Origin of the sequence: Cytobacillus sp. NJ13 (genome assembly GCA_030348385.1) — a bacterium.
Lineage (GTDB): Bacteria > Bacillota > Bacilli > Bacillales > Cytobacillaceae > Cytobacillus.
On sequence record JAUCFP010000006.1, the window covers coordinates 4,348,356 to 4,373,746 of the forward strand.

Here is a 25,391-nt window from a genome sequence, read left to right on the forward strand (position 1 = left end):
CGATTATGAGCCAAAAAATTGAGATTCAAAATATATATTCCTTAACACCATTACAAGAGGGGATTTTATTTCATTATTTAATGGATGAAGGAACGAAATCATATATTGAACAAATGGTTTTATCCATTAAAGGGGATTTTGAACCAAGTGTTATGAAAAAGGCTTTTCAGCTTCTTATTGACCGCCATGAGGTATTAAGGACTGTTTTTAGATCAAAAAAACTTGTAAGGCCCTTACAGGTTGTCCTGAAGTCAAGAAAAGCGCAAATAAAATATGAAGATATTTCAAACGTAATTAATGAAGAAAAAGAGTTGATTTTAGAAAAATACTGCTCGCTTGAAATTGAGGAAGGCTTTGATTTATCGAAAGAACAGCTGTTTCGAATTACAGTATTAAAAGTTGCAGACCAAAAGTATAAGCTACTTCTTACCTTCCATCACATAATTTTAGATGGATGGTCAGTCGCTATTCTTCTTGAGGAATTATTGCGTGCCTACTATGCAATATCTGAGGGGAAAAATATAATTTTCGAAGAAGCCTTTCCTTTCAGTTCATATATTTCCTGGATGGAGAAACAAAATACCAATGAAGCAGCATCCTATTGGAATAAGTATTTTCTAGATTACGAAAAGCCTTTAAGTTTGCCGAAATTATCCAATAAAAAAGTTTCCCCCCACTATAGGGCAGAAGAATTTGTCTTTGAACTGGACCAAGAAATAACTGATTCACTTAGGGAAATAGCAAAGAGTGAAAAGGTTACTTTAAATAGTGTAGTTCAATCTTTGTGGGGACTATTATTGCATTGGTACTCTCAAACTGATGATATTTTATTTGGTTCCGTTGTATCAGGACGTTCATCTGAGCTTCCCGGAATTGAAAAGGCAGTAGGAATGTACATTAATACGGTGCCCGTCAGGATGAATATTAAAAAGGATATACCATTTACTGCTCTTATTAAATCTACTCATGATGATAGATTACTGAGCAAGGCATACGAGTTTTATCCTTTATACAGTATTGAAAGAAAACTGAATCCTGATCAGGATCTGATCAACCATGTACTTGCGTTTGAGAATTACCCTTTAAATCCCGAAACGTTTGCAAACAGTACAGATAATCACTTCTCAGTAGAGGATATTAAGTTTTATGATCAAACTCATTATGACTTAAATGTAGTGGTGTTTCCTGGAGAAAATCTCACATTCAGAATTTCTTTTAACTCAGAAGTTTATGACAAGGAGTTTGTGAAGGAAATAAAATTGCACCTTTCTCAACTGGCTAAAAGTGTATGTGAAAATCCTGACCAGCTGCTTGGGGATTTTTCCCCTTTGTCCGACGGAGAGAGAGCATTCATTCTTGAAAATGGGAATGGGAAAATGTCAGCATATCCGAGTGAATCTACCGTCCATGAAATTTTTGAAATGTATGCAGATAAGTATCCTTCAAAGAGTGCATTGAAGTATGGGAATAAGGAATTTACTTATTCTGAGGTAAACAAGGAAGCCAATCAGATAGCTGCCTTTCTGAGAAAGAATGGTCTAAATCGGGGAGAAATAGTGGCCATACTAGCTGATCGTACTCCTGAAACGATTATTGGCATTCTTGCTATATTAAAAGCTGGAGGTGCTTATCTTCCAATAGACCCTACACTTCCAGAAGAACGGATTCTTTATACTCTCCATGACAGCAGGGCGGGGTTCCTTGTAGGCCAATCAGGTGAATTAAAAGGATATACAGGTATAGTTATCAATTTAAGAGACTCTGAACTTAAAGAAATGCCAGCGGAGAATTTAATTAATGTAAATGAACCAGCTGACACAGCTTACGTTATTTATACCTCTGGGACAACAGGAAAGCCCAAGGGTGTAATGGTTGAGCACCAAAATATAGTAAGACTTCTTCACAACAGCAATTTCCAATTTAATATTGGCAGTGAGGATATATGGACAATATTTCACTCCTTTAGTTTTGATTTCTCTGTATGGGAAATGTACGGTGCTTTATTACATGGAGGAAAATGCGTCATTGTTTCAAAAGAAACGGCTCAAAACCCGAAGGACTTCTTTAATCTGCTTCAGACTGAAAATGTAACAGTATTAAACCAGACCCCTTCCGCATTTTCTCAGCTTATTGATGAAATCAACTCCAAGGAAGGGACAGAACTTGACCTTCGTTACATCATTTTCGGAGGGGAAGCATTGAAGCCGGCAATGCTGCAAGGATGGAAGCAAAAGTATCCCGATGTAAAGGTCGTTAATATGTATGGAATTACTGAGACAACAGTTCATGTTACTTATAAAGAAATTACAGACAACGATATTACTCAAAACATAAGTAATATAGGAAAACCAATTCCTACTAATCATGTTTATATATTGAATGAACAAAAGGAACTGCTGCCTGTAGGTGTTACGGGTGAACTATACGTAGGGGGGAAAGGAGTAGCTAAAGGGTATTTATTTAGGGGGAAATTAACGAAAGAGCGTTTTGTAGATAACCCCTTCAGAGTAGGGGAAAGGATGTATAAAACAGGCGACTTGGCTCGAATGCTCCCAAATGGGGAATTAGAATACCTTGGCAGGATAGATCATCAAATTAAGATTCGCGGCCATCGAATTGAGATGGGGGAAATCGAAAACCGGCTATTGTTCCATCCTCATATAAAAGAGGCTGCGGTTCTTGCTTATAAAGATCAAACTGATGCCAATTATCTATGTGCTTATGTCGCATCCGCTGAGGATTTATCTTCTGCTGACATAAGAAAATATCTCGCCGAGTTTTTGCCCGATTATATGGTTCCTGCCCACTTTATCTTTTTGTCATCCCTTCCGCTTACCGCCAACGGGAAGATTGACCGGAACGCATTGCCGCAGCCGGAGATGAGAAGCGTGTCTCCATTTGTAGAGCCTCAATCGGATATGGAACGCAGGCTGGCTCAGGTTTGGCAGGAGGTGCTTGGTCTGGAGCGGGTAGGCATTCATGATGATTTCTTTGAATTGGGCGGCCACTCTCTGCGGGCAGCCCAATTGGTCAATATGATCCATAAAACGCTAGATAAGGAACTTCCGCTGAAGACCGTGTTTGAACACCCAACAATCCATCTTATGGCCAGGTGGATTGAACAGGAAAATAAGGAGGACAAGCAGGGATTCAATGAGATACAACCAGTGGCAGAACAGGAGCACTACCCTGTATCCTCTGCTCAAAAACGCATGCTGATTTTAAATCAGCTCGAGGACATTGGAACCAACTACAATATCACTGGAGCTGTCCAATTAAACGGGGCACTTGATTCTATAAGGCTGGAAGAAGCCATCCGTCAGGTTATCAGCCGGCATGAAGCGCTGCGGACCTCATTCAGCCGGTCAGAGGATGGGTTTATCCAGCGGGTTCATCCGCAGGTTTCCTTTTCACTGGAAAGCTGGGAAGAGGAGGAACCGATGGTTCCTCAGCGTGTGAATGGTTTTTCCCGCCCTTTTGATCTTTCCTCTGCTCCTTTATTGCGGGCAGGCCTTATCTCAATGGGGTCTGAAAAGCATGTAATGGTGCTGGATATGCATCATATTATCTCAGATGCGTCTTCACTGAATACGATTCTGGAAGAAATCAGCCTATTGTATAAGGGCGAAACGCTGCCGCCGCTCCGTCTTCAATATAAAGATGTGTCAGCTTGGCAGTCAAAGCGGATGGAAGCGGACTCATTCCGGAAGGCCGAAGATTTCTGGCTGAAAGAACTGTCCGGAGACCTGCCTGTTTTGGATCTTTTACGGAAAGAACGGCCAAGATTCCAGAGCTTTGAAGGGAAGCGGGTGGACTTTACAGTCTCGAAACCGCTGGCTGCACAGCTTCAGGGACTTGCCCATAAAACCGGGACCACTCTGTTCATGGTGCTGTTATCGGCCTACCAGGTACTTCTCTCCAGATATTCCGGCCAGGAGGATATCCTCGTTGGAACTCCGGCAGCGGGAAGGACCCACGCTGACCTTCATTGCATGGTCGGTATGCTTGGAAATACCCTTCCAATGCGAACAAGGGTAAGGGAAGACCAAAGCTTTCGGGCACTGCTGGAGAATGTGAGGGATCGGGCGATCCGTGCCTTCGAGCACCAAACCTATCCATTTGATCAGATGGTAGAAAAAGTATCCATTAAAAGGGACATGAGCCGGAACCCGATTTTTGACTGCATGTTTATCATGCATGATGCGGATGCAGCGAAGCTGGACCTGGAAAACCTTCAGGTTATTCCCTATCCGGTAGAGGACCGGTCTGCCAAAGTCGATCTGGCTCTGGAAGTGACAGAGAAGGACAGGGAACTGGAGACCTGGTTTCAATACAGCACAGCATTATTTTCCAGACATGAGATCGAGACAATGGCCGCCCATTTTCTCCGCATTCTGAAGGAAATCGCTGAGGATCCTGATCAGCCGCTGTCGGCAGTGGAGATGATCTCTGGTTATGAACGCCATAATCTTCTACATAGGCTGAATCCAACGGAAATCCAAGGGGAAGAACGTCCGATTCATGAACTTTTTGAAGCACAGGCGGCCTTAACGCCTGCCCGGACTGCCATAGTTTCCGAAGGAAAGGAGTTTACCTACCGGGAAATCAATGAACAGGCGAACCGAATGGCCCGAGCCCTTCAGAGAAAAAAGGTGAAAAAGGGAGACCGCATCGGGGTGATGGTCAGACGGTCGGAAGGCTTAATGACTGCACTTCTCGCTGTGTTAAAAACAGGAGCGGCCTATGTCCCGATTGATCCGGAGTATCCGGAAGAGCGCATTGCGTTTATGGCAGAGGACAGCGGCGTCAAATATGTCATCGCAGATGAAGCAGGCGGTTTCCAATCGTGTAAAGAGAAGGTCCTGCCGCTTTCAGAGCTGGCTGGAATGGGTGAATCCCCATCTAATCCGGAAGCGGTCGTTTCCGCTGATGACCTGGCTTATATTATCTACACGTCCGGATCAACCGGAAATCCAAAGGGCGTGATGGTAGAGCACCGGTCGGTGCAGAATTTTATTGAAGGGATGAGTGACTGTGTGGGTGTCTCTCCGGGAGATGCGGTTCTCGCGCTGACCACGATATCGTTTGACATCTTTGTCACCGAGACCTTCCTTCCATTAGCCAAAGGCGCATGTGTCATCATGGCAAGCGAAGCGGAACAGCAGGATCCCGGCTTATTGAGCCGGATGATTTTAGACCGGAAGGTCTCGATTCTACAGGCGACACCGTCCAGGATCAAAGGCCTGATGATGCATCCGGATGGGGAGAAATGCCTGGAGCCGGTTAGGGTTTTGATTATGGGGGGAGAAGCCCTTCCGCCATCCCTTCTGCACAGTCTTCAGGCCCATACCCAGTTGGCCCTCTATAATGCGTACGGGCCAACGGAAACAACGGTCTGGTCGACCATCAAAAATGTAACATCGGACCAGGAGGTCACCATTGGCCGCCCTATCCGGAATACAAGGTGCTATATCGTGGGCACGCACGACCGTCTTCAGCCGATAGGGGTCTTTGGGGAGATGTGCATTGCCGGCAGCGGCGTATCACGCGGCTATCTCAATCAGCCGGAGCTGACCGCCGAGAAGTTTGTGAAAAGTCCGTTTGAGCCCGGCGATATCATGTATCGGACCGGCGACCTCGCTCGCTGGCTGCCGGACGGGCAGATTGAATACGCGGGACGCATGGACCAGCAGGTGAAACTGCGGGGCTACCGGATAGAGCTCAAGGAAATCGAATCCCATCTGGAAAAAATGGAACCGGTCCGCGAAGCAGCGGCAGCGATGCATACAGATTCTTCAGGGGATGCGTATCTCTGCGGGTATCTTGTCTGGAAGGATGGAGAAATGGCCCCTTCCCTGGAAAGTGTGAAAGCAGAATTGGCAGGAAAGCTGCCTGGCTATATGGTGCCCGCTCATTTTGTGGTGCTCGAAGAGCTGCCTCTGACAGCGAATGGAAAGCTGGACCGAAAGGCTCTGCCGGAACCGGAACGCCAGGCGGCTGGCTATGAAGCGCCGGAAACAGGGACAGAAAAGCAATTAGCCCAGATTTGGAGCGAGGTGCTGGGAATTGGGGAAATAGGCATTCATGAAAACTTCTTCTCTATTGGCGGTCAGTCATTAAAAGGAGTAAAGCTTGTTTCTGAGATATATAAGTTTTTTGATGTAGAAATTACAATAAAAGATTTGTTCCTATGTCCCACTATATATACGATGGCCCGATGGATCGAGAAACAGGAAAAAGTTAAGTATATTCCAATATTACCAGCAGAAGAGGCAACAGCATATCCTTTAACATCAGCACAAAAGCGGTTATTTATATTAAACGAAATGGAAGATGTTGTAAATACTTATAACATGCCGGCTGTTTTAAAAGTAAGAGGAAAATTAAATTTGAACCGGCTACAGAAGGCCTTTGAAGCCCTTATTGAACGACATGAAATTCTAAGGACATCATTTGAGATATGTGGCGGGGAGCCTGTTCAAAGGATTCATAAAAAAATCAAAAGTGAGATTAATGTTTTACACGTAGAAAACATCGATTCTTTAATAGAATCATTTATAAAGCCTTTTGATTTGTCTAAGGCGCCTCTGATCAGAATGACGCTGATTACAGATAGCAATGCCGGCCAATATTTGATGCTGGATATGCATCATATTATCTCAGATGGATTATCTCTGGAAATCATGGAGAAAGAACTTTTATCGCTCTATCAAGGAAAGCATTTGGACACTCTATCTCTTCAGTATAAAGACTATGCTGTCTGGCAAAAAACAATGCTAGACGAGTATAGGTTAGAGAATCAGGAAAAGTATTGGCTCAGACAATTTGAAAATGGCGTTCCGCTATTGGAACTTCCTTTCGATTATGTTAGGCCAAAGATTAAGAGCTATAAAGGAAACCAGCACCAGTTCAAAGTAGAAAAGCCTCTGGTTGATCAGCTATATAAGGTTGCTGAAAGTGCTAATGCTACCTTATTTATGATTTTACTTTCTTGCTATCAAATCACATTGGCTCGTTTTTCCGGGCAAGATGACATTGTTGTAGGAACGCCAGTTTCAGGCAGGAGCCATCCAGAAGTCCATTCCTTAATCGGAATGTTTGTGAACATGCTTCCTATAAGGCTGTATCCAGAAGGAGAAAAAGAATTTTTAAAATTCTTGCAGGAGGCTAGACAGATTGCCCTAGACTCGTTTGCACATCAGAATTATCCCTTCGAAGAGCTGATTGGAAAATTAAAGCTCGAGAGGGATCCTGGAAGAAATCCATTATTCGATGCTTCTTTTGTTTTGCAAAACAAGGGATTGCCTAGATTTCAGCTGGAAGATGAGGCCTTTACTTCTTATCCATTAAAGGCTTCAACCGCAAAATTTGACTTACTGTTAGAGGCAATAGAGGAAGATGGTTCCCTAGAGTTTAACATTCAATATTGCACTGAGCTGTTTGAAGAAAGAACTATTGCTCACTTTTCTGAATGTTTCACCAATATTATACGGGCTGTGTGTATTAATCCTAACCGTCAGATTTGCAATTTAGAGATAATCTCGGAAACTGAGAAGAAAGAAATTTTGCAATTTTCGATCGGTCCTAAATCAACATACCATGATAATAGTACAATACAAGAAGTTTTTGAGATTCAAACAAATTCTGACCCTGACAAAATAGCGGTAATCTACAAAGGGCAGCCTATAACTTATAAGGAACTAAATGAAAAGGCAAATAAATTAGGACATTTTTTAAAGGCTCAAGGCATTGTTCCGGAGGAACCTATAGCTATATTGATGGAGCCGACAGCAGAAATGATTATATCAATATTGGCTATTTTGAAAACAGGAGCTTCATATCTTCCTCTTAACCCAGAGTTTCCGGAAAGCAGATTGAAGCTTTTGCTTGAAGATAGCGGAGCCCGTTTTATTCTAAAGGATTCATTAATCAAGTCGGACTTGGCTCTTCCGGGTGAAATAATCAATATCAATGGATTCCCTTTCGATGATTGGGAGGGGGAGAACTTAAGATCTGCTGGTACACCAGATAGCCTGGCTTATATTATGTACACTTCAGGGACTACTGGTAAACCAAAGGGTGTAATGGTTACACACAAGAACGTTAATCGTTTGGTTATTAATACAAATTATATAGAATTTAATGAATCTGATCAGATTCTTCTTACTGGTGCAACTGGTTTTGATGCAACAACCTTTGAGATTTGGGGTTCATTGCTAAATGGTTTAACTGTCCATTTATGTGATAAAAACTTGTTCCTTGACGCCAAGAATCTTTCTGAGTATATCAGCAAGCACAAGATAAGTATTTTATGGCTTACTTCTTCTTTGTTTAATCAATACGCAGAATATTATAGCGACATGTTTGCTCCATTGCGCTATTTATTGGTTGGAGGGGAAGTTTTGTCTCCAATGCATATTGCCCTTGCCCGCAGACATAAAGGGTTGAGCATTACAAATGTGTATGGACCAACTGAAAACACGACTTTCTCTACTTATTTTCCTGTCAGTAAGGATTTTAAGAAAAATATACCAATTGGGCGTCCAATAAGTAATTCGAGTTTATTTATTGTCGATGGCTTCGACAACCTGCAGCCGATTGGCGTTGTTGGTGAAATATGCGTTGGCGGTGCAGGGGTCGCAAAAGGTTACTTAAATAACCCTGAGTTAACTGCCCAGAAGTTTTCCAATAACCCATTTATCGAACAAGATCGGATATATCGAACAGGTGATCTTGGAAAGTGGCTGCCGGATGGAAATCTAGATTATGTCGGAAGAAAGGACAAACAAGTAAAAATTAGAGGTTACCGAATTGAACCTAAAGAAATCGAAGCAGTTTTACTGAATCACCCTTCCGTGAAGAATGCAGCTGTAACAGTATATGAGGATATAAAAAATGAGAAGCATCTCTGTGCATATTATGTTTCAGATCAAAACGTTGAATCTCAAGAGCTTCGGGCAGATCTTCAAGAAAGATTGCCAGCTTATATGGTTCCTGCTTTCCTTATGGAATTAACCAAGCTTCCTCTAACTGCTAATGGCAAGTTGGATAAGCAAGCACTTCCGACACCAGATACCAGATTTGAAGAAGACATAACCCTGCCCAGAAATGAAATTGAGGAGCTACTGGTAGATGTTTTTAAAGAAGTACTGGGAGTTGGACAGGTAAGTACAAATGCTAGTTTCTTTGATTTGGGTGGAGACTCTATTAAAGCACTCCAAATATCCGCGAAACTGCATGCCCTCAATCTAAAAATGGAAGTGAAAGATCTCTTTAAATATCCGACTATTGAAAGCATTTCGCCATATATAAAGAGAGAAGCCAATGAAGAATTCCAAGGGAAAATAGAAGGAGAAGTGCGGCTTACACCTATTCAGAAATGGTTTTTTGAAAAACAATCTATGGAGCATTATTGGAATCAGGCAATATTGCTTCATTCTCAAAAGGAACTGGAAGAAAAGTATGTAAAAGAAGCAATGAAAAAACTTTTAGAGCACCATGATGCTTTACGGATGTCCTTTCAGGAAGGGCTAACGGTTACACAGCTAAATAGAGGAACTTTCTGTGCGGAGGAAGAGCTGTTTCATTTTGACATATTCAATTGCACCGATATAGATGATTATGAGTTAGAGATTACAAAAAAAGCTGAGTATCTCCATAAGAGAGTGAATTTAAAAAATGGCCCTTTAGTTTCCCTTGGGTTATTTAAAACTGATAGAGGCGACTTTTTGTTATTTAGTGTTCATCATCTGGTGATTGATGGTGTTTCATGGAGAATTATTGCCGAGGACTTTATAAGCGGTTACGAAAGCATGAAACAGGATAAGAGTTTCTCTCTGCCTAAGAAAACAGCATCCTATCAGTCTTGGTCTTCTATGTTAACGGCCTACTCTAGTGAAATATCTCTATTAAAAGAAGAAGATTACTGGGGGAAAATTCTGAGTGAGGATGTTCCTGAATTACAGAAAGAATTTCCTGTGAGTGAGAATCTTGCTAAAGACACCAATTCGGCATTAGTGGAGTTTTCGAAAGAAGACACTGCTCGTTTAATGAATAATGTAAATCAGGCATTTCATACTGAAACAAATGATATTTTATTAACGGCATTGGCACTAAGTTTGAAATCATGGACTAGAAATCAGAAATTCCTAGTAAACCTGGAGGGGCACGGAAGAGAAGTATTAAACAATAACATTAATATTTCCCGCACTGTAGGCTGGTTTACTTCCATCTATCCAATAATGTTGGATGCGCGCTATTCCGAAGATAAAGGTCTGCTGATCAAACAAATTAAAGAGATGCTGAGAAAAATACCAAATAAGGGAATAGGTTTTGGAATACTAAAATATCTATCTCCAATGGAAAAAGAAGTCGGTCTTTCCGCTCTGCGGGAACCTCAAATCAGCTTTAATTTTTTAGGTGAGTATGGGAACGAACTGAAGGAACCTTTTGCGTTAAGCACACTGCCTTTAGGGGAATCAGTTAATCCCGAATCGGCTAGGACTCATGAAATAGAAATTCTAGGAAAGATTGTAAACGGAAAATTACAGTTCCAGTGGGAATATAACAGGCTGCAATACTCGCACAGCTCCATTGAAACATGGTCCATGCAGTTTAAATCGCATCTCATAGAATTAATTAATTTTTGCACCATGAAGGAGGAAAGTGAATATTCCCCTTCAGACTTTGGCGAAGATCACAATCTTTCTTTTGAAGAACTGGAAGGTTTGCAGGACTTAATAGAAGCAAAGCTCAAATAATAGGAGGAATACCATGGCAAAACCAGAAATTCAAAAGATTTATCCTTTGTCTCCCATGCAGGAAGGTATGCTGTTTCATGCTTTGTATTCAAAAGAAAGCAATGCTTACTTTGAGCAAGTTCGCCTTGACATTGATAAGGTTATCAACATTCAGGCTTTTGAGGAATCTTTTAATAGGCTGATTGCTCGCCATGATATTTTGCGTTCAATTTTTATACATGAAGGAGTGCCCCGTCCAGTACAAGTTGTATTAAAGGAGAGGCATGCAAATATTCACCTTGAAAAAATTGACCATTTAAATTCGGATGAACAGTCCCGGTTTATAAATAATTATATAAATGAAGAGAAAAAAAGAATCTTTCAATTGGATAAAGATCTGCTAATGCGAATTACAGTTTTTGCAACTGGCAGCAATTCATCAGTGGTTCTTTGGAGTTTCCATCATATTTTATTGGATGGGTGGTCTTTAGGTCTCTTATGGGAAGAATTCACATCTATTTATAAGGAAATAATGACTGGTGAACCTGCCAATTTGCCTCCTGTGCAGCCTTACAGCAGTTACATTAGCTGGCTGGAAAAACGTGACAAGGACAGTTCTCTGCACTACTGGAGGAATTACCTAGATGGATATGAGGTACAGGCATCCTTACCAACAAGGAATGAAAAAGAAATCTCTAAAGACAAGTACGACTTAAAGTGGATTGACATTCCTGTTGATGTAAATATGCTATCTCGAATGGAAACAATTGCGAGGAAGCTTAATGTGACGCTTAATAATTATATCCAAGCAGTATGGGGCATTTTGTTGACAAAATACAACAGAACTAAGGATGTAGTGTTTGGTTCTGTTTTGTCTGGAAGACCCTCTGAAATCACCGGCATAGATCAGATGATTGGGTTATTTATCCAGACTACGCCTGTTCGAGTTACAATCTCTGATAATACTTCCTTTGAGGATTTATTGTTAAAACTTCAGAAGGATGCTCTTGCTTCGCAAGAGCATGCCTTTGTTCCATTAGCTGATATTCAAGGACAGAGTAGCCTTGGAAAAGAATTGTTAAATCATTTGGTAATGTTTGAGAATTATCCCCTTAAATCTGGTACAGATTCCGAAATGGAAAACAGATTGACAGTCAGTCATATGGAGATCATAGAACATACTAATTACGATTTTCAATTATTGGTGGTTCCTGGAGAAAATTTTTATCTGAGACTTAGCTATAATGCTAATGTTTATAACCAGCAGATTATGCAAAACGTTTCTGGCCATTTAAGCAACTTGTTGGAACAGGTAACCGATTTTCCGGGGCTTGCAATCAAAGAGCTTGAAATGCTAAATGAGTCAGAGAAAGAACTTATTATGAAAGTTAGCTCAGGTCCTGAAGTAAATTTCCGCAGAGATATTATGATTCATGAAATACTTCAGGAGCAGGCTGAGTGCATTCCAAATAAAACAGCAGTTAAATTTAATGATGAGGAACTTACATACCGGCAGCTGAATGATAAGGCTAATCAATTGGCCTCTGTTTTACAGAAGAATGGTTTGCGTGGGGGGGGAACTGTTGCTTTAAGACTTGAAAGATCATTAGAAATGATAATTGGGATTTTTGGAATTCTTAAAGCTGGAGGCGCCTATTTGCCGATTGATCCTGATTTCCCTCAGGAAAGAACGAATTATATGCTTGAAGATTCACATGCTGGCTTTTTATTAACAAAGTCTGATGTTGAACCATTAATGGAAGGGTTTAAGGGACAGACTCTTTTTCTGGATGATCCAGACTTATACTCCGGAGATGCCAGCAATATCAAATCTCCAATTTCACCTGAAGATCTAATCTATATTATTTACACTTCAGGATCAACAGGAAAGCCAAAAGGGGTTATGATCCAGCACGATTCAGTTATGAACCGGCTGTATTGGATGCAAAGAGAATATCCAATTAATAAAGATGATGTAATTTTGCAAAAAACTCCGTTTACCTTTGATGTGTCTGTATGGGAGTTGTTTTGGTGGACTATTACTGGATCTTCTCTATGTCTTTTGGCCCCTGGGGGAGAGAAGGATCCAGAAATACTGGTTGAGACCATTAATCAAAATAATGTTTCAATTCTTCACTTTGTCCCATCCATGCTACAGGCCTTTTTAAATTATGTGGATGAAAGGGAAGAGAGTGTTCAGAAGCTTGCTTCGGTAAAGAAATGCTTTGCAAGTGGAGAAGCGCTGCTTTTGAAGCAAGTGCACAAGTTCAACGAGCTTTTATATTCAGCCAACCGAACAGAATTAATTAACCTGTATGGACCAACTGAGGCAACAGTAGATGTTTCTTATTATGACTGCGGGCCAGACGGTATTGATGATCTAGTCCCAATCGGCAAACCTATAGATAATGTTCAGCTTTATATTGTTGATGCCTACAATCACCTCATGCCGGTTGGTGTTATCGGGGAACTTTGTATTGCAGGTGTGGGATTAGCTAGAGGATATTTGAATAGAGTCGATTTAACGAGAGAAAAATTTGTTAACAACCCTTTTGATTTTGGTTCAAAGATGTACCGTACAGGAGACTTGGCCAGGTGGCTGCCAAATGGTCAAATCGAATATTTAGGAAGAATGGATCAGCAGGTTAAAGTTAGAGGTTACAGGATTGAGCTTCAGGAGATTGAAGCATGTTTGCTAGAACACGACATGGTAATTGAAGCGGTAGTTACACTGCGCAGGGATGCTATGAATGAGGACTATCTCTCTGCGTATGTTGTGCTAAAGCAAGGTCATGTAGCTGAAAGTCTTTTTCAAAAAGAGCTAAAAGAATTTCTTGGAACTAAGATGCCTGCGTATATGGTTCCAGCACACCTCATGGTATTGGAGAGTATGCCTCTTACTCCAAATGGAAAATTAGACAGAAAATCATTGCCGGAACCAGAAGTATATCTAAATGATCGATATGTTGCTCCCCAGACTGTTGAGGAGCAACAGCTTGCAGAGGTATGGAAAGAAATCCTGGGTTTAAAAGATATTGGTGTGCATGATGACTTCTTTGCTTTGGGTGGTCATTCGTTGAAGGCAACAATCTTGGTTGCAAGGTTAAAGAAAATTTTCGGTAAGACAGTTCCTTTAAGTGAAATATTTGAATATCCCACTATACGGGAACTCTCAATGCGCCTGGAGCAGTCAAGAGAGGAAATTAAAAAAAGCAGTCTTCAAAAAGCGTCATTAAGCGCACACTTTCCGCTTTCTTCTGCACAGCGCCGTTTATTTGTACTTAGCCAGTTTGAGGAAGTTGGAACAAGTTATAATATGCCAAATGCCATGCTGATCGAAGGGCCAATTGATGTTTTACGGCTTAAGGCATCACTTCAACAAGTTGTACAGCGGCACGAGAGCCTCAGGACTACTTTTAAAATGCATGAAGGCCATCCGGTACAGGTAATAAATGACTTTGTTGATGTGGAAATTGAAAAGATTAGTGCTCTAGATAAAGATATATCACTTATCGATTCCAATTTTGTTAAACCATTTAATTTGGAAAAGGGTCCTCTATTCAGAGTGTCCTTAGTCAATCTGGAAGAAGACAGATCATTGCTTTTGTTTGATATGCACCATATTATTTCGGACGGAATATCCATGAACCTTATTGTCAAGGATGTCTTGTCCGGATATAGCGGGCAAATGTTTGAACAGTTGCCATTTCAATATAAAGACTATGCTGTTTGGCAGCAAGAGGATAAAAATTCTGATGCTTATCTAAAACAGGAGAGCTATTGGCTAAACAAATTTGATAGTAAACCAGAGCGCCTGGAATTACCTTTATTAGGAACCCGGCCAACTATTCAGAGTTTTGAAGGTCGGCGCCAAAATGGAATCATTGATTCCGTTCTTTATAAAAAGCTTAACAAATTGGCGGAACAGACAGAGAGCAGCTTATATATGATAATTCTTACTGCTTATAATATCTTGCTATCAAAGTACAGCGGCCAGGAAGACATTACTATTGGCTCCCCTGTCTCTGGTCGTACACATGATGAGTTACAAAAAATCATTGGCGTTTTTGTAAATATGCTCCCAATGAGGAATTACCCTGCAGGTTCAAAAAGCTTTCGTTCATTTTTAAAAGAAGTCAAGAATCAAACCCTTGAAGCATTAGAACATCAGGACTATCCATTTGAAGATTTAGTAGAGAAACTTGAAATCCATAGGGACACAAGCCGCCATCCTTTATTTGACGTTGCATTGGTCCATCAAAATATGGAACAATCCCAATTCACCTTAGAAAAGACTAAGGTAAAACCTTATAATTTGCCGCATACAACATCAAAGTTCGATTTAACATTGGAAACAACTCAAGAAGAGGATTATATATCATTTTGCTGGGAATACAAAACCTTAATTTTCACCGCAGAGCAGATCAATCAAATGAGTGGCCATTTCATGGAAATATTGATTGCGGCAGCTGACAAGCCAGATGCACCGATTGGCCAAATTGATGTTGTAACTGATAAAGAGAAAGAACTAATAAGGCAGAATTTTAATAAATTGGATATCGGATATCCAGAAGTAGAGACAATTCACTCCCTATTTGAAAAACGAGTAGAGCAATTTCCTGAAAACACAGCTATATCATTTGCCGGACAGAAAATGACATATAGGGAATTAAATAATTGTGCCAATAATTTGGCCGGTAAATTGAAAAGTGCAGGAATTGGACCTGATAAACTGGCCATTATTCTAATGGATCGATCCCCAAATATCATTATTAGCATGCTTGCAGTTTTGAAGGCTGGTGGAGCTTACGTTCCAATTGATCCTTCATATCCAAAGGATCGGATTCAATTTATTGCAGAAGACAGTAAGGCCGAGGTTATTATTTCTGAAACACCACTACCTGAGGATCTTGAATTTAATGGTAATTTTGTTCGATTTGATAAGAATGACCTAAAAGGGATTGCACCAAATCTCTCCATTTCCTCAAGACCAGGACACTTAGCATATATTATTTACACTTCAGGGACTACTGGAAATCCTAAAGGCGTTATGATTGAGCATCGAAACGTGGTAAGACTTTTTAAGAACGATGATCAATTGTTTGACTTCGATGAAAGTGATGTTTGGACAATTTTTCATTCCTGCAGCTTTGATTTTTCGGTTTGGGAAATTTATGGTGCCTTATTAAATGGAGGAACTTGTGTGGTTGTTCCTAAAGAAACCGCACAAAATCCTGACTTGTTTTTGAATTTATTGGAGTCAGAAAAGGTAACAATTTTAAACCAGACACCAACAGCTTTCAAATCCCTAATGAAGCATGAATTCAGAAGATCTGTAACTTTGTCGCTAAGATATATAGTTTTTGGCGGAGAAGCATTAAATCCGATTATATTAAAGGATTGGCATGTTAGGTATCCAGATGTACGTCTAATTAATATGTATGGAATTACAGAAATTACTGTTCATGCAACCTATAAGGAAATAAAAATGAAGGATATCATGGGTGATGCAAGCCCGATTGGACAGCCAATTCCAACTTTGGCAATAAGTATATTAGATAAGTGGGGGAGATTAACACCTTTCGGTGTACCTGGCGAACTCTGCATCGCAGGAGAAGGCTTGGCAAGGGGCTACTTAAACCGCCCTGAATTGACCAGGGAGAAATTTATCGATTATCCCTGCGAACCCGGAACCCGGCTTTACCGGTCGGGGGATCTGGCCCGCTGGCTGCCTGACGGCCGCCTGGAATACCTGGGCCGGATGGATGACCAGGTGAAAATCCGGGGCCACCGGATTGAACTTGGAGAAATAGAAGCCCATCTTCTTCATCTGGAAGGGATCGAAGACGCCCTGGTCCTCGCTCAAAAGGACGCTGATGGGCAGGATTTCCTCTGCGCCTACTTGGCTGGCGGAAAGGCACTAACCGTTTCTTCCATAAGGAGCCATTTGGCCAGAAACCTGCCGGACTACATGATCCCGGCTTCCTATGTCCAGCTGGACCAGTTCCCGCTCACAGTCAACGGGAAAGTGGATAAACAGGCGCTGCCAGCACCTGATGGCCATATGGACACGGGCGCTGTTTATGAAGCACCGCAGGGGGATGCGGAGGAGCGGCTGGCCCTCGTATGGAAAGAGGTGCTCCGGGCAAGGACAATCGGCCGCTATGATCACTTTTTTGATCTTGGGGGGGATTCCATCAAAGGAATACAGGTAGCTGCCCGTCTTCATGAAAGAGGATGGAAGCTGGAATTGAAAGACCTTTTCCGGCATCCGACCATCTCGGAGCTCGCTCCTTATATGAAGAAAGCCGGCGGCGTTCAGTCGAGCCAGGAAGAAGCAACGGGAGAAGTGATCCTGACGCCCATTCAGCGCTGGTTTTTTGATCAGAAGTTTAAAGAGGCTCATCACTGGAACCAATCCGTCCTGCTTTACAGCCCGGAGGGCTTTGATCCAGAGGCTCTGGAATCTTCCGTCCATGCTCTTCTCTGCCATCATGACGCACTCCGGATGGCCTACCGGGAAGAAGACGGAATGGTTATTCAATGGAACCGTTCAGCGGAAGAGGGAGCCCTTTACCTATGGGAGACCATTCGTATGGAGGAAACAGGGGACGAACTGGCCGGAAGGATCGAACAGGAATCTTCCCGCCTCCAGGCCGGCTTGAATCTCGTGGATGGCCCGCTTGTGGCAGGTGCCTTATTCCAGACCCGGCAGGGCGACCATTTTCTGCTTGCGATTCATCACCTTGCGGTCGATGGAGTTTCCTGGCGTATTCTGCTGGATGACCTTGCCGAAGGATACAGCCAGGCCAGGCGGTCGGAGGCGATTCAGCTGCCGAAAAAGACCAGCTCCTTCCAGCAGTGGTCCCGTGAATTGGCCCAGTATGCTCAAAGCCGAAGGGTCCGGAAGGAACAGGCCTATTGGAGCGAAGTGGCAAAAGTCCCTGTCCTTCCGCTGCCAAAAGACGGCGAAGCACCGGGAAATCACATGGCGGATGAAAGCCATGTGGTCATACAGTTTACCAAAGAGGAAACCGATCGTCTTCTGAAAGAAGCCAGCCGGGCGTACCGGACAGACATGAATGATCTTCTGTTAACGGCTCTTCTGAATGCGGCAGAAGAATGGACGGGCAATCCCGGCCTGGTGATAGATCTCGAAGGGCATGGACGAGAGTCCATTGGGGAATCGGTGGATATTTCCCGAACTGTGGGCTGGTTTACGACCATGTTCCCGGTAGCCCTTAGCGCTTCTGGTGCTGCAGATCCGGGAGAACAAATCCAGATGGTGAAAGAGCAGCTGCGCCGGATACCGAACAAGGGAATGGGCTACGGCCTCCTCGCTTATCAGAATTCACCAGATGAGAAACCGGCAGAATACAAACCGGAGGTTGGCTTTAATTATCTCGGTGATTTTGGCGAAAGTGCGGGGGGCGAACAAGAGTGGAGGATGTCGCCATATTCAAGCGGCGCTTCGCTGGGGCCGGCGAACCATCGGATCCACGCCCTTGAAATTAACGGAATGACGCTTGAAGGAAAGCTTCAATTCCGATTGAGCTATAACCGATTTGAATACAGGGAACGGTCGATCCGTACGTTTGCGGAAAGCTTTAAGCGGCATCTAAAAGAGCTTGCGGATTACTGCATCGCTCAGGAACGGAGTCTGAAAACCCCGTCTGATGCCGGATACCCGGGATTGTCGCTTGAAGCCTGGAAAGAGATCCAGAAAGTTTATCCGGCAGAGCTGATTGAGGCTATCCGCCCTCTCAGTCCGATGCAGGAAGGCATCCTGTTTGAAGGGCTGATGAACCCGGATTCCCCGGCCTACTTTGAGCAGCTGAGCTTTGTGGCAAAAGGGGAACTCGAGAGTGTGTGGCTGCGGGAGAGCTTCCAGGACCTGGCGGTCCGGCATGAAATTCTTCGTACGGTGTTTACGAATGAAGGTGATCAGCCGCTCCAGCTGGTCCTGAAGGAACTGCCTCTTGAGGTGAAAGAAGTTTCACTGCTGGATATAGACAAAGAAGACCAGCAGGAAGCGATTGATGCATGGAAAGCAGCGGATATCGAGGCGGGATTTGATTTGAAAAAAGGTCCTCTTATGCGTCTTCAGGTGCTTCAGACCGGAGAAGAGGAGTTTGTGCTGATCTGGAGCCATCACCATATCCTGATGGATGGATGGTGCCTGAGCCTTCTCCTTCAGGAATTCCTGTCCCTTTACGCAGGAAAAAGGAAGGGCCTCCCGGCCGAATTAGGCCCGGTTCCATCGTATGGCCGTTATATAGAATGGCTGGCAGATCAGGATCCAGACCAGGCAAAAGGATACTGGAGGGAGCATCTGAAAGGATACGCGGAGAAGGCGGCCCTTCCTAAGAAACAAGCAGCCGTTTCCGTTCCTTATCAGCAGGCGGAGGTTCAATACAGTCTTCCGGCATCTCAGACCAGAAGGCTCGAAGAGGTGGCGCGCGAACTGAACAGCACAGTGAGCACGGTTCTCCAGGCAGCCTGGGGAGTGCTGTTATCACAATACAGCCAGCAGGATGATGCGGTGTTTGGAACCGTTGTTTCCGGAAGGCCGCCGGCTGTGAAGGGAGTGGAGACCATTGTAGGCCTCTTCATCAATGCCATTCCGGTGCGCTATCAGCCTTCGCCCGATAAAACATTTGCGGAACTGGTGAAGGAAGGACAGTCAGCGGCTGTCTCATCCCAGGAGAACAGCTTCCTCTCCCTGGCGGATATACAGGGGGAAAGTGAACTGGGCCAGGGGCTGATTGACCACCTTTTCGTGGTGGAGAACTATCCCTTTGATGAAGAAGCCATGGCAAAAGGGGGAGCCCAGGCGGGCTTTAGCATCCAAAATGAGGGAGTATTTGAGCAAACCAGCTATGATCTGAATGTCATTATTGTTCCTGGAGAAGAACTAAAATATACTTTCCGGTTTAACCCGGAAAGATTTGAAGCTTACACGGTTGATCTTTTAATTGAACACTTTACTAGATTAATAAACAGAGTGATCACAAATCCAAAAATGATTGTTTCTGATATACAAAGATTATCAGAGGCTGAGATTTCTAGTATACAGTCCTTTAACAAAACAGGAGAAATTTATAAACTTGAACAAACAATTGTTCAATTGTTTGAATATCAAGTGAAACAAACACCTGAGAACACAGCGGTGGTGTTCGGAGATAAAAAGTGGAGCTATCAGAGGCTGAACAGGGAAGCGAATCAGCTTGCCCGGCACCTCCAGGCCAAAGGGGCTGGGGCTGAAAAAATCGTAGCGGTCCTGGCTGACCAGTCCGCTGATATGATTTTAGCGGTGCTAGCCGTGCTGAAAGCTGGCAGTGCCTATGTGCCGATTGATCCAGCCTATCCGGCGGAAAGAATTCAGTACATGCTTCAAGACAGCCAGGCGGTTCTGGCTATCACCCAACAGCACTTGACCGGTAAGGTCAAGGGAAGTGCAGAACAGGTGGTGCTTGAGGAAAGGGGCTGGACTGGGGAAACCGAAGAAAACCTTCCTCAGTCTACTGCTGCTAATCAGCTGGCTTATGTCATTTATACCTCCGGTACGACTGGCTATCCAAAAGGGGTAATGGTCGAGCATCGCTCGCTTTCGAATCTATGCCAGTGGCATAATGATCAGTTTGAGGTAACGGAAAAGGACCGAAGCACTAAACTGGCCGGTTTCGGCTTCGATGCCTCGGTGTGGGAGATCTTTCCGCCGCTTCTAAAAGGAGCGTCCCTTTATATCGTACCGGAAGAATTGCGCATGGATATTCAAGGGATCAATGAGTTCTTTGAACAAAACAGGATCACTATCAGTTTTCTTCCGACCCCGCTGTGTGAACCGTTTCTGGCCTTAGACAATCAGTCCCTCAGAGTACTCCTAACAGGGGGAGACAGGCTGAAAAGCTATCGTCCGTCCAGGTTTCAGCTCGTTAATAACTACGGGCCGACTGAAAATACGGTAGTGGCAACGAGCGGCATTATCGGCGAACAGAAGGCTAATTTGCCAATTGGGTATCCGATTGCCAATACCAGAGTGTATATTCTAGGGAAAAACAGTCAGCTTCAGCCAATTGGCGTGCCCGGCGAACTCTGCATCGCAGGAGAGAGCCTGGCGAGGGGCTACTTAAACCGTCCTGAATTGACCAGGGAGAAATTTATCGATCATCCCTGCGAACCCGGAAACCGGCTTTACCGTACGGGGGATCTGGCCCGATGGCTGCCTGACGGCCGCCTGGAATACCTGGGCCGGATGGATGACCAGGTGAAAATCAGAGGCCACCGGATTGAACTCGGAGAAATAGAAGCCAATCTTCTTGATCTGGAAGGGGTCGAAGACGCCCTGGTCCTCGCTCAAAAGGACGCTGATGGGCAAGATTTCCTCTGCGGCTACTTGGCGGGCGGAAAAGCACTAACGGATTCTGCCATAAGGAGCCATCTGTCCAAAAACTTGCCAGAGTATATGATGCCAACATATTTTATTCAGCTAGATAAGTTTCCTGTCACCAATAATGGAAAAGTGAATCGAGAAGCATTAAGAGAAATGAATGTTAATAAAGAATCGGTGATAGCTAAAGAGCCTAGAAACCCTATAGAAGAGCAGCTGATGATTATCTGGAGGGAGTTGCTGGGATCTGATTCAATCGGCATTGATGATAATTTCTTTTATAGAGGAGGTCATTCTTTAAAAGCTGCAAATTTGGCTGCAAAGGTGAGCAAGGAGTTTAATGTTGATTTCCCGATAAGGAGTGTTTTTGAGAACCCGACTCTTGCTGAAATGGCTGCTCTTATAACAAGTAAAGACAGCAAGAAATATTCTGGTATCAATTCAGCTGATAATAGTAATTATTATCCTGCATCATCAGCTCAAGAACGGTTATACATCATCAGCCAATTTGACAAGTCAAGCCTAAGCTATAACATTCCGGCTGCTTTTAGGGTAAAGGAAAGGCTCAAAGAACAAAATCTTAAAGAAGTGATTCATGCTCTGGCAAGAAGGCATGAATCATTAAGGACGTCATTTAAATTGATAGATGGTGAGCTGAAGCAAGAGATTTATACAGAAGGGAATATAGAGTTATATACCGATTCAGCAACAAAAAGTAATCTAAATGAAAAGATCCAGGAGTTTGTGATGCCATTTGATTTACATCAAGCACCATTAATGAGAGTGAAACTATTGCATATGGAAGATGAAGACCTATTATTGTTCGATATCCACCATATCATTAGTGATGGTATTTCAATGGACGTGTTAATAAAAGATTTCACAAAACTATATAAGGGTGAATCTCTTGCTCCGCTGTCAATTCAGTATAAAGATTATGCAGTGTGGCAAAGAAGAGAGCTAGAGACAGAAAGAATAGCAAAACAGGAAAGGTATTGGATGGAGAAGCTAAATGGTGAAATTCCAGCGGTTGATTTGCCGACGGATTTTACTAGGCCGATTATAAATAAGTTCCTCGGAGATCGGTATAGTCTGACTGTTGATAAGGAACTGTTTAATAGAATTAAAGAATTGGCTCACAAGACAAATACTTCTGTATATATGGTGCTTTTTTCAGCTTATTCTATTTTGCTTTCCAAATATACACAACAGGAAGATATAATTATTGGTTCTACTATTTCTGGAAGGATGCATGACGAGATACAAGAGTTAATTGGAATGTTTGCCAACACCCTTGCATTGAGAGTTAATCCAAAAGGCAATCTTAAGTTTACTGACTATCTTCAGAATGCAAAGGAAGTGATTCTGGAAGCATTTGAGAACCAAGAATACCCTTTTGAGAAGCTTGTTGAAAAATTGAATATCAAGCGGGATGTTAGCAGAAATGCAATCTTTGATACTGTATTTCTTCTCCGTCATGCAGAAAAAGAGGTTTCGGAAAATTCACTGTTTAGACCTGTGCCTGTAACTAATTTAACTTCAAAATTTGATATTACATTAGAGGTCATAGATGTTGGGGAGAGCTTAACGTTTGATTGGGAATACAGTACTCAGTTATTTAAAAAAGGAACCATCCAGAATATGGCCAAGCATCTTATCACAATTTTGGAGAAAGTAATTGAAAGCCCGGAATTCCCTCTGCAAAAAATAAATATTTTATCCAAAGAGGAAAAGAGCTCACTGGAAAAATTCAATTCTACAGAAATGGAATTCCCAATGGATAAACGGCTCGATCAATTGGTGGAAGAACAGGCTGCCCGCAGTCCGTATGAGACTGCCCTAGTATGCGGGGACCGCCGCATCTCCTATCAGGAGCTGTCCAGACAGGCAAGTGCTGCTGCGGCCAGTCTTATCCGGGATGGCATCCGCCCGGGAGATCATGTGGGCATTATAGCTGGCAGGAAGGCGGAGACTGTGGCTGGCCTCCTTGGTATCTTAAAAGCAGGTGCGGCCTATGTCCCGATGGAACCGGATTATCCGGAGGAAAGGATCCGTTATATTCAAAGCCAATCCCGCCTCACAAGTGTCTTTATGGATGAAGAAGCGTGCAGGATGCTGAAAGGAAAGCTTTTGCCTGAAACACGGGTAATTGCCCTGGAGGAAGCAGTCGGGGGGATTCCGGCTGAAGTAGCGGTTCCTTCGGATCCGTCCAGTCTGGCCTATATCCTTTATACATCCGGATCAACGGGGAAACCGAAAGGGGTCATGATTGAACACCGCTCTGCCGTAAACCTGATTCATTGGGTGAACACCACTTACAGAGTAGGAGCAGGAGACCGGCTCCTGTGGCTGACATCGATGTGTTTTGACCTTTCCGTATATGATCTGTTCGGGGTTCTTGCTTCGGGGGGAACAGTAGTCATAGCCCAGAAAGAAGAAGTGCAGGATCCCATCCGCCTGCGGGAAATGCTCAAGGAGGAAAGAATCACATTCTGGGATTCTGTTCCAACCACCCTGCATCATCTGATTAGGAGCCTTGAGGAAAGCGGAACATCTTACCTTCAGGAAGATTTGCGTCTCGTGTTCTTAAGTGGTGACTGGATTCCAGTGAACCTGAAGGAACGTTCAGAAGCGTATCTTCCAAATGCACGAATAATAGGCCTCGGCGGGGCGACAGAGGGGACCATCTGGTCCAACTATTATCCGATTGACTCGGTTAAAGAAGGAGAAAAGAGCATTCCTTACGGGAAACCAATTGGAAATAATGCGTTTTATATTCTGGATGAAAACCAGCGCCATGTCCCGCAAGGGGCAATAGGAGAGCTGTACATTGGAGGAATTGGGGTAGCCCGCGGGTATATGGGAGATGAGGAAAAAACAAAAGCCGCCTTTATGAAGGACCCGTTCCGGGAAAATGGAATGGCCCGAATGTACCGGACTGGTGACCTTGGCCGGATGCTTCCGGAGGGGAACATGGAATTCCTTGGGCGAAAGGATCACCAGGTAAAGGTAAGAGGCTACCGGATTGAGCTGGGGGAAGTGGAAGCGAAGCTTTCCGCTCATCCAGCCGTGAAGGAAACCGTGGTAACCGTGCTAAAGGATGAAGAAGGGAACAGCGGACTGTGCGCTTACCTGGTAGGCGGGAAGAATGTATCAGACCGCGAATTGCGTGAGCATTTGGCCGCATCCCTGCCTGTTTATATGCTTCCAGCCCATTATGTCTGGCTAGATGCAATGCCGCTTAGTGATAACGGAAAAATTGACCGGCGATCATTGCCGAACCCAAAGAAGCAAATTTTAGAAGAACCGTTTGAAAGGCCGGAAAGCGAAACAGCGCAAGCGATGGCCGAAATATGGAAGAATCTTTTGGGAGTTGAAAGAGTAGGGCTTCACGATGATTTCTTTACATTAGGTGGTCAATCTCTAAAAGCTGCATCACTTACTACCCAAATATTTAAAAAATGGGATATTGAAGTGCCGCTGCAATGGGTATTCCAATATCCAACTCTTGAGAGTTTCTCAAATCAAATAGATAACTTACTTAAATCAGGGTTTCCGAAGGAAACACCAGTCGTGAAACTAAAAGATGGAGAATATCAGCTTTTCTGTTTTCCTCCTGTGTCTGGATTTGGCTCCGAATATAAAGGGCTGTCACTGCATCTGGATGAATGGGCTGTGTATGGATTTGACTTCATTAAAGAAGAAAATAGAATTTCTCAGTATTTATCGATTATAAAAGATATTCAGCCTCAAGGGCCGTATACATTGCTTGGGTATTCAGCAGGTGGCAATCTTGCATATGAAGTTGCGAGGTCATTAGAGGAAGCTGGGGAAAAAGTAAGCAAGGTAATTATCATAGATGCAGAAAGAAAAAATCAGGCTGGAGTTGCTTCTATTGAACAAATAACTAATGATACCAAAGAGCAACTTGCGTCCGTACGCGAAAAATATCGAGAGTATTTAAGTGTCCCAACATTATTCCAGGCAGCTGAAAATAGAATAAGGCAGTATCGCATCTATCTTAATAATTCTAAAAATGATGGTCAGATTAATGCTGATATCTATGCATTCCGTTCAACAGAAACCTCGGAACTTGGATGGGAATCTCTTACTGCAGGGTCCTATGAAGAAATCCAGGGTTACGGAAAGCATGCTGAGATGTTAGATGATCCATATATTCATAAGAATCTCAAGCAAATAAAAGCCATACTGCCAATGAATAATAAACTGCTTCCTGAAACTATTGGATGAGCTGTATATCG

The 25,391-nt window shown here is 43.2% G+C and carries 2 protein-coding genes; both read left to right on the plus strand.

The features are described from left to right. The first annotated feature begins 5 nt into the window (after positions 1-5). Positions 6-10,760: an amino acid adenylation domain-containing protein gene (locus QUF73_21570; protein ID MDM5228717.1), complete on the plus strand. Its 10,755-nt coding sequence runs from the start codon at positions 6-8 to the stop codon at positions 10,758-10,760. Positions 10,761-10,773: 13 nt separating this feature from the next. Next, on the plus strand, positions 10,774-25,380 hold the full coding sequence (locus QUF73_21575) for an amino acid adenylation domain-containing protein (protein MDM5228718.1): 14,607 nt from the start codon (positions 10,774-10,776) through the stop codon (positions 25,378-25,380). Positions 25,381-25,391: the final 11 nt, after the last annotated feature.

Bases quoted from the DNA above. Each gene is read 5' to 3' on its own strand.
- QUF73_21570 (MDM5228717.1), top strand. From the start codon at position 6: ATGAGCCAAAAAATTGAGATTCAAAATATATATTCCTTAACACCATTA.
- QUF73_21575 (MDM5228718.1), top strand. From the start codon at position 10,774: ATGGCAAAACCAGAAATTCAAAAGATTTATCCTTTGTCTCCCATGCAG.